Annotated in this window: 9 protein-coding genes; 3 read left to right on the plus strand and 6 right to left on the minus strand. The window is 70.5% G+C overall.

All coding sequences use genetic code 11. The annotated features are described in order from the left end of the window. Positions 1-213: amino acid permease C-terminal domain-containing protein (locus JHN45_RS49760; RefSeq protein WP_307783433.1), on the plus strand; the 213-nt coding region annotated here is incomplete at its 5' end. Positions 214-286: 73 nt separating this feature from the next. Here JHN45_RS49760 and JHN45_RS49765 read toward each other — a convergent pair. Continuing rightward, the gene (locus JHN45_RS49765) at positions 287-658 is read right to left on the minus strand and encodes an NTP pyrophosphohydrolase (protein WP_200716643.1); all 372 of its coding nucleotides are present in this window, start codon (positions 656-658) and stop codon (positions 287-289) included. Between the two features lie 68 nt (positions 659-726). On the opposite strand from JHN45_RS49765, the gene JHN45_RS49770 reads away from it, so the two are divergent. Next, positions 727-1,746 (plus strand): hypothetical protein, encoded by a 1,020-nt coding sequence (locus tag JHN45_RS49770; RefSeq protein WP_201056072.1) that lies wholly within the window; start codon positions 727-729, stop codon positions 1,744-1,746. Positions 1,747-1,763: 17 nt separating this feature from the next. Then, a complete protein-coding gene (locus JHN45_RS49775; RefSeq protein WP_236584983.1) occupies positions 1,764-2,144 on the plus strand; it encodes a hypothetical protein in 381 nt (126 codons plus the stop codon). 51 nt (positions 2,145-2,195) lie between these two features. On the opposite strand, the gene JHN45_RS49780 is transcribed toward JHN45_RS49775, so the two are convergent. From JHN45_RS49780 to JHN45_RS49800, 5 genes are all read right to left on the minus strand, one after another. Further along, positions 2,196-4,334 carry a 3-hydroxyacyl-CoA dehydrogenase NAD-binding domain-containing protein gene (locus tag JHN45_RS49780; RefSeq protein WP_201056074.1) on the minus strand — a complete coding sequence of 713 codons (2,139 nt, stop codon included), beginning with the start codon at positions 4,332-4,334 and terminating at the stop codon, positions 2,196-2,198. Beyond that, positions 4,331-5,548, minus strand: a complete 1,218-nt coding sequence (locus JHN45_RS49785; RefSeq protein ID WP_019073940.1) for an acetyl-CoA C-acyltransferase — start codon at positions 5,546-5,548, stop codon at positions 4,331-4,333. Before JHN45_RS49785 ends, JHN45_RS49780 begins: the two co-directional genes overlap by 4 nt. A gap of 142 nt (positions 5,549-5,690) precedes the next feature. Next, positions 5,691-6,713 carry a LacI family DNA-binding transcriptional regulator gene (locus JHN45_RS49790; protein WP_201056076.1) on the minus strand — a complete coding sequence of 341 codons (1,023 nt, stop codon included), beginning with the start codon at positions 6,711-6,713 and terminating at the stop codon, positions 5,691-5,693. A 169-nt stretch (positions 6,714-6,882) separates the two neighbouring features. Then, the gene (locus tag JHN45_RS49795) at positions 6,883-8,160 is read right to left on the minus strand and encodes a ribonuclease D (protein ID WP_200716637.1); all 1,278 of its coding nucleotides are present in this window, start codon (positions 8,158-8,160) and stop codon (positions 6,883-6,885) included. Positions 8,161-8,304: 144 nt separating this feature from the next. Continuing rightward, positions 8,305-8,543, minus strand: a 239-nt coding sequence (locus JHN45_RS49800) for a response regulator transcription factor (protein WP_201056078.1), incomplete at its 5' end; no start/stop codon positions are given.

Genomic DNA, 8,543 nt, shown 5'->3' on the forward strand with positions numbered 1-8,543 from the left:
CCCCTGGTTCCCGCCCTCCCCATCCTCTCGGTCCTGGCCTCCCTCTGGCTGATGCTCAACCTCCCCGCCGAGACCTGGCTCCGTTTCGCCATCTGGATGGTGATCGGCTTCGTCGTGTACTTCCTCTACGGCCGCACCCACAGCCGACTCGGACAGCAACAGGCGGCGGAGGCGGGCGGGTCCATCACACCGCCGGGCGGAAACGCCCCGTAGGCACACCGGTCGACCGTCGGCCCGGTAAGTCCCGCTCGGCGCGCGGGAGTTGCCGGGCCGCGTGCCGTCCAGGTCAACCCCGTACGCTGCGCGGCCCGGTGACCTCCGCACCCAACTCCGTGACCCTGCGCCGCAGTTCGCGATCGGCGGTGACCACCAGGCACGGCCGGCCGGCGGCCTCGGCGACCAGTTCGACCATCCGGTCGTCGCCGCTGCCGGGGGCCGAGTCGACCCGTACGCCCGGTACGGACGCCACGCCGCGGCTCGCGCCCTCCACGACGAGGACCAGCTCCACGGGGTCCGTGCGGCCCGGCAGACCGTCGCTCGCGAGCCGGTCGCGGAGACGCTCGGCGGCACCCCTGCGGTCGCGCCACCAGCCGTCGGGCACCGACCCGACGACATTGGCGCCGTCGACGATCACCAGCAGGGGAGTGTCCTCGTCCATGGGGCAAGGGTCCCACGCGGGCGGGGGGTGCCCCGTGCGCGAACGCCCGCCCCAATTACAGTGAACAGGTGAACGGCGACTGGCTCCTCCGCGGCCGTGACGGCCGGCTCAGTGTCTATCTGCCCTCGGGCGACGCCGTCCTGTGCCGGGCGGAACGCGGCCCCGACGGCCTCTGGGGCGCCCCGCGCACGGTGGGCGGCGACCAGAAGCTGCACCCCGGGCTGCTCGGCATCGGACAGGGCGCGGACGGTTACGCCCACCTGGTGTCCTGGCGGCCCACGCTGCCCGGCGAATCCGGGCTGGTCCACTCCACGCACTTCCGGCCCCGGCTCACCGCCCTCGACTGGAACCCGGTCGGTCACCCGGACAAGAAGGGCGACCGCACGGGCGTCCCGGCGGTCGCGGTCGACACGGAGGGGCGGGCTTATATCTTCGTCCGCAACGCGGCGGGCGGGGTGAGCATGCTGGCCCAGCGGGAGAAGGGCGGCTGGGATCCCTGGCGCGACCTCAAGGGGAGCGACGTCCACGAGGACCTGGCCGCGGTGACGGGGGAGTCCGGCACGGTCGAGCTGTACGCGGCGGTGCCCGGCGCGATCCTGCATTGGCGCCAGTTGGAGCCGGGTGCGCAGCCGGTCCTGGAGGAGGCGATGGAGGCCGCGATCAGACCGGGCACGCTCCGCGCGCTGGCCACCTCCCCGGAGACGACCACCCTCTACTACACGGACGACTCCGGCGACCTCTGCGCCTGGCGTCCCGGCGGCAAGCCGCTCGCCCTGCTGGCCTCCGCGGGCCCGGGTCCGGTCTCCGTCGTCCGCTGTGAACTCGACGGCTACGACTGCACGTTGCTCGCCCAGCGCTCGGCCAGCGGCCGGGTCGCGTTCGCCGCGTATCCCACCGAGCAGGAGTCGGCGGGCGCCTGGTGGACCGAGTCGGGCCCCCAACTCCCGGCGGACGCCGAGGTCTCGCTCACGCTGGACGAGAACGACCGGGTGGCCGCCGCGACGTTGTCCCCGTCCACCGGTCAACTCCTGGTCACCCGGCGCAAGGACGAGCCGGGCCTGGCCCTGGAGGCCTGGCGCGAGGTGTGAGGTGTGAGTGCGCCATGATGACCATCGTGGACACCGAATCACTCATCGCCGCGTGGCGGCTCATCCTCGACGGCTCCGAAAAGCCGTGGGTCGTGTTCGAACACGGCACGTGCGTGCTGCTGGAGGAGCCCGACGGCGATCCCGCCGAACAGGCCACCGGGATCCTGCGCGAGTTCGGCCCCGTACAGGTGGCGACGTCGGCGGGCGACTTCCGGGTACTCGAACTCAAGAACGGCGAGGGGTGGTTGGTGACGAGCCACCACCGGGACGTCGTCACCTTCGTCGGTACGGACGAGCCCGACGACCCCTCGCATCTGGCCGTCGGCATGCACGGCCGGTCCAAGCGCGACCAGGACGGCACCGAACTGCGTGTCGTCCACGTCGAGGACGTCCCCTGACATGCCGGTGCCCGGTACATCGGCCGATGTACCGGGCACCGTACGAAGGTACTAGGCCGGAACGCTCGCCAGACCCGGCGCCAGGAACGGCTTGCCGTTCACCCGCTCCGAGACACCCTCGCGGTCCAGGTACGGCGTGACGCCGCCCAGGTGGAAGGGCCAGCCGGCGCCCGTGATCAGGCACAGGTCGATGTCCTGCGCCTCGGCGACGACACCCTCGTCGAGCATGAGCCCGATCTCCTGCGCCACCGCGTCCAGGACCCGGTCCCGCACCTGCTCCTCGGTCAGGACGCTGTCGCCCTGCTTGAGCAACGCGGCGACCTCGGGGTCGAGTTCGGGCTTGAAGCCGTTCTCGGCGGAGTAGACGTAGAAGCCGCGCTTGCCCGCCTTGACGACGGCCGCGAGGTTCGGGGAGACCGTGAAGCGGTCCGGGAAGGCCCGGTTGAGGGTCTCCGAGACATGCAGCCCGATGGCCGGACCGACCAACTCCAGCAGCACCAGCGGGGACATGGGCAGACCGAGCGGCTCGACCGCCTTCTCCGCGACCGCGACCGGGGTGCCCTCGTCGATGACGTTCTGGATCTCGCCCATGAAGCGGGTGAGGATGCGGTTGACGACGAACGCCGGGGCGTCCTTCACCAACACGGCGGTCTTCTTCAGCTTCTTGGCCACCGAGAACGCGGTCGCGAGCGAGGCGTCGTCCGTCTGCTCGCCGCGCACGATCTCCAACAGGGGCAGAATCGCCACGGGGTTGAAGAAGTGGAAGCCGACGACCCGCTCGGGGTTCTTCAGCTTCGACGCCATCTCGGAGACGGACAGCGAGGAGGTGTTGGTGGCGAGGATCGCGTGCGCCGGGGCGACCGCCTCGACCTCCGCGAACACCTGCTGCTTGACGCCGATCTCCTCGAAGACGGCCTCGATGATGAAGTCGGCGTCGGAGAAGCCCTCGGCCTTGTCCAGCACACCGGTGACCAGGGCCTTGAGGCGGTTGGCCTTGTCCTGGTTGATACGGGACTTCGACAGCAGCTTGTCGATCTCGGCGTGGACGTAGCCCACACCCTTGTCGACGCGCTCCTGGTCGATGTCCGTGAGGACGACCGGGACTTCGAGGCGGCGCAGGAAGAGCAGGGCGAGCTGCGAGGCCATCAGACCGGCGCCGACCACACCCACCTTGGTGACCGGACGGGCCAGCGACTTGTCGGGCGCACCCGCCGGACGCTTGCCGCGCTTCTGCACCAGGTTGAACGCGTAGATACCGGCGCGGAGTTCGCCACCCATGATCAGGTCGGCGAGGGCCAAGTCCTCGGCGTCGTAGCCCTGTTGGAGGTCGCCGTTCTTGGCGGCCTCGATGATGTCGAGGGCGCGGTAGGCGGCCGGGGCCGCGCCGTGCACCTTGGAGTCCGCGACGAATCGGCCCTTGGCGACGGCCTGGTCCCAGGCCTCGCCGCGGTCGATCGCCGGACGCTCGACCTTGATCTCGCCCTTGAGGACGTTCGCCGTCCAGATCAGCGACTGCTCCAGGAAGTCGGCGCCCTCGAAGAGCGCGTCGGCGATCCCGAGGTCGAAGACCTGCTGGCCCTTGAGCTGCTTGTTCTGGTTGAGGCTGTTCTCGATGATCACCGAGACGGCCTTCTCGGCGCCGATCAGGTTCGGCAGCAGCGTGCAGCCGCCCCAGCCGGGGACGAGACCGAGGAAGACCTCGGGCAGGGAGAACGCGGCGATGTGCTTCGAGACCGTGCGGTACTCGCAGTGCAGACCGACCTCGACGCCGCCGCCCATGGCCGCGCCGTTGTAGTACGTGAAGGTCGGGACCGCGATGTCCGCGAGGCGCTTGAAGACCTCGTGGCCGCCCTTGCCGATGGCGAGCGCGTCGTCGTGGTTCTTGAGGAGCTCGACGCCCTTGAGGTCCGCGCCGACGGCGAAGACGAACGGCTTGCCGGTGATGCCGACGCCGACGATCTCTCCGGCCGCGGCCTCCTTCTCGACCTGGTCGATGGCGGTGTTCAGGTTCGCCAGCGAGGCCGGACCGAAGGTGGTCGGCTTGGTGTGGTCGAAGCCGTTGTCCAGCGTGATGAGCGCGAACCGCCCCGCGCTGTACGGCAGTTCGAGGTGGCGGACGTGCGCGGACGTCACTACCTCGTCCGGGAACAGCTCGGCCGCACCCTTCAGAAGCTCGGTGGTGGTGCTCACTTGTCCCCCTCGAAGTGCGGGTTCTCCCAGATGACCGTGGCGCCCATGCCGAAGCCGACGCACATCGTCGTCAGGCCGTAGCGGACGTTCGGCTGCTCCTCGAACTGGCGGGCCAGCTGCGTCATCAGGCGCACGCCCGACGAGGCCAGCGGGTGGCCGAAGGCGATCGCGCCGCCGTACTGGTTGACGCGCTCGTCGTCGTCCGCGATGCCGTAGTGGTCCAGGAAGGCCAACACCTGTACGGCGAAAGCCTCGTTGACCTCGAACAGGCCGATGTCACCGATGCCGAGGCCCGCCTTGGCGAGCGCCTTCTCGGTCGCCGGGATCGGGCCGTAGCCCATGACCTCCGGCTCGACGCCCGCGAAGGCGTACGAGACGAGACGCATCTTGACCGGCAGGTTGTTCTCGCGCGCGAAGTCCTCGCTGGCGATGATCGACGCGGTGGCACCGTCGTTGAGACCGGCCGCGTTGCCCGCGGTGACCCGGCCGTGCACCCGGAACGGCGTCTTGAGCCCGGCCAGGTTCTCCAGGGTCGTCCCCGGGCGCATCGGCTCGTCGGCGGTGACCAGACCCCAACCGGTCTCGCCCACCTGCTCGTTGGTGTTGCGCACCGAGATCGGCACCAGGTCCTGCTGGATCTTGCCGTTGGCGTACGCCTTGGCGGCCTTCTCCTGCGAGCGCACCGCGTACTCGTCGGCGCGCAGCTTGGTGATGTGCGGGTAGCGGTCGTGCAGGTTCTCCGCCGTCATGCCCATGAACAGCGCGGAGTCGTCGACCAGCTTCTCGCTCACGAACCGCGGGTTCGGGTCCACGCCCTCGCCCATCGGGTGGCGGCCCATGTGCTCGACACCACCGGCGATGACGGCGTCGTAGGCACCGAAGGCGATGGAGCCCGCGGTGGTCGTGACGGCGGTCAGCGCGCCCGCGCACATGCGGTCGATGGAGTAGCCGGGCACGGACTGCGGCAGCCCGGCGAGAATGCCCGCGGTCCGCCCCAGGGTCAGCCCCTGGTCGCCGATCTGCGTGGTCGCGGCGATGGCGACCTCGTCGATCTTCGCGGGGTCCAGACCGGGGTTGCGGCGCAGCAGCTCCCGGATCGCCTTCACGACGAGGTCGTCGGCCCGGGTCTCGTGGTAGATGCCCTTCGGGCCCGCCTTGCCGAACGGGGTACGGACGCCGTCTACGAAGACGACGTCCCTGACGGTACGAGGCACGATTGGCTCTCCTCCAGGGTGCGGGATCTGCACTGCTGCGATGCGCTGAGCGCGCGCTCAGGAACCATGCTACTTGTGAGTAACCAGGCTGCCCAGTCCCGGGGCTCCAAGCGGCGAACGTCACACTCCGGAACCCTCGCGATCATGTTCCGGGCGGTCCGGTCGACCCCCGAGGGGTCAGCACCGGAGTGGGCACGGGATGCGAACCGGAACCGTCCCCGGCGATCACCCCGAACAGCGTCCGTGCCGCGTCCGCGCCGAATCCGTGCACATCATGGCTCATCGCGGAGAGCGTCGGACGCGTGAGCCGGCACAACTCGGAGTCGTCCCAGGCCAGCACCGACACATCGGCCGGTACGGCGAGCCCCAGCTCGGCGGCGACCGAGAGCCCGGCCACCGCCATGATGTCGTTGTCGTACACGATGGCCGTAGGCCGGTCCGCCGGCGCACCCGCCAACAGTGACCGCGTGGCCCGAGCCCCCGCCTCCCCCGACTGATCGGTGGCCAGCTGCCGGGCCCCGACCAGCCCCAGCGCCCGCGTCGCCGCGTCGAAGGCGTCGGTCCGCAGCGTGGTGAGCGCCGCCACCCCACCCACCCGCGCGATCCGCCGATGCCCGAGCACGGCCAGATACCGCACCGCCTCGGTCACGGCGCCGACATCGTCGCTCCACACCGAGGTCAGCCCCCCGGTCAACGACGGATGCCCCACGGCCACCACCGGCAGCCCCAGCCGCCGCACCACGCCGACCCGCGGATCATCGGCCCGGAAATCGACGAGAATCGCCCCGCCGACCTGCCGGGCCCGCCACCACGACTCCTGCAGTCCGACCTCTTCCTCCGCACTCCGCACGAGCCGCAACAGCAGCGCACAGGAATGCTCGACCAGCACGCTCTCCACGCCGGATATGAACTCCATGTAGAACGGTTCGAGCCCCAGCAACCGCCCCGGCCGACAGACAGCCAGCCCTACGACGTCCACCCGCGCCCCGGCCAGCGACCGCGCGGTGAGATGGGGCGCCCAGCCCAACTCCCGCGCGGCCTCGAAGATCCGCTCCCGCGTCGCGTCGGAGAGCCCCGGCTTGTGATTGAAGGCAAGCGACACCGCCCCCTTCGACACCCCGGCCCGCGCGGCAACGTCCTTGATGGTGACGCGAGTTGTGCTCATCGAGGGGGAGTCTCGCAGCACCTTCCGCCGCGTGTGACCCGTTCGCGGAGTTCAAAGATCTTGGCGCGATATAGACGCTTCAACTTCTCGAGAAGCGTTGCCCTTCAGGGGCGCGGGGAGCTGCGCGACCAGCCACAGATCACCCGCACTCGCCACACAACGCCAATCGCTACGGCGCCTTGGCGGACAGTGCCTCCACCAAAACAGGCGCCACCTGCTCCACCTGCCAGGCCCGAGCCCCGTACCCCGCCAGTGCAGCCCCGACAGACTCAACATCCACATTCTTCGGCGGCTCCCAGCAAACCCGCCGAACCGTGTCCGGAGTGATCAGGTTCTCCTGAGGCATGTTGAGCCCCTCGGCCACCGCGGAAACCGCGGCGCGCGCCGCGGACAACCGAGCCGCGGCCTCGGGATCCTTGTCGGCCCAGGCGCGGGGCGGCGGCGGCCCGGTGACCGGCTGCCCGGGCTGCGGCAACGCCGAGTCGGGCAGGGCCTTGGCCCGGTCGACGGCCGCCTGCCACTGCTCCAGCTGCCGCCGCCCCATCCGATGCCCGAACCCGTTCAACGCGGCCAGCGCCTGCACATCCGCGGGAAGCGACAGCGAGGCCTCCACGATCGCCGCGTCGGACAGCACCTTCCCCGGCGACACGTCCCGCCGCTGCGCGATCCGGTCCCGGGTCTGCCACAGCTCCCGTACGACACCGAGCTGCCGGCGCCGCCGTACCTTGTGCATCCCGGACGTACGACGCCACGGGTCCTTGCGGGGTTCGGCGGGCGGTGCCGCCGCGATCGCGTCGAACTCCTGGCGGGCCCACTCCAGCTTGCCCTGCCGGTCCAGTTCCTTCTCCAGGGCGTCCCGCAGGTCGACGAGGAGTTCCACGTCCAGGGCCGCGTACCGCAGCCAGGGCTCGGGCAGCGGGCGGGTGGACCAGTCGACGGCGGAGTGCCCCTTCTCCAGGACGAAACCGAGGACGTTCTCGACCATCGCACCCAGGCCGACCCGCGGGAATCCGGCGAGCCGACCCGCCAGCTCGGTGTCGAAGAGCCGCGTCGGCACCATGCCTATCTCCCGCAGACACGGCAGATCCTGGGTGGCGGCGTGCAGCACCCACTCGACGCCGGAGACGGCCTCGCCGAGGCCCGAGAGGTCGGGGCAGGCGACCGGGTCGATCAGTGCGGTGCCCGCGCCCTCGCGGCGCAGCTGCACCAGATAGGCGCGCTGTCCGTAGCGGTAGCCGGACGCGCGCTCGGCGTCGACGGCGAGGGGGCCCGTGCCGGCGGCGAAGGCCGCGACCGCCTCGGCGAGGGCGTCCTCGTCGGCGATCACGGGCGGAATGCCCTCCCGGGGTTCGAGCAAGGGGATCGGCGCCGTTTCGACGTCGTCCGGAGGGGCGCCTCCGGTGGTTCGCAGTGAGCTGTCTGCTGCGGTTTCTTGGGCGTCGGTCACGTGTCAAGGGTATCCGTGTATGGACAACGCCCGCCGACGGAACGTTCCGTCGACGGGCGTCTGGGGGTCGTAAACCAGTCAGGTAAGTGAAAGATCCGGTTCACGGCTCGGCGGGGGAGTGGAGGACGTGGTTCCGGGACAGGGTCAGTGGATGATTCCGGTGCGCAGGGCCACCGCGACCATGCCGGCGCGGTCACCCGTGCCGAGCTTGCGGGCGATGCGGGCGAGATGGCTCTTGACGGTCAGTGCGGACAGGCCCATGGAGACGCCGATCGCCTTGTTCGACTGGCCCTCCGCGACCAGACGGAGCACCTCGACCTCACGGCCGGACAGTTCCGAGGCGGTCGCGGCCTTCGCCGCCGGCACGGGCCCCCTCGCCGTCG

Origin of the sequence: Streptomyces sp. MBT53, assembly GCF_016654115.1 — a bacterium.
Taxonomy (GTDB): domain Bacteria; phylum Actinomycetota; class Actinomycetes; order Streptomycetales; family Streptomycetaceae; genus Streptomyces.

Coding starts and splice junctions, on each gene's coding strand:
- JHN45_RS49765 (WP_200716643.1), bottom strand. CDS start 658: ATGGACGAGGACACTCCCCTGCTGGTGATCGTCGACGGCGCCAATGTC.
- JHN45_RS49775 (WP_236584983.1), top strand. CDS start 1,764: ATGACCATCGTGGACACCGAATCACTCATCGCCGCGTGGCGGCTCATC.
- JHN45_RS49790 (WP_201056076.1), bottom strand. CDS start 6,713: ATGAGCACAACTCGCGTCACCATCAAGGACGTTGCCGCGCGGGCCGGG.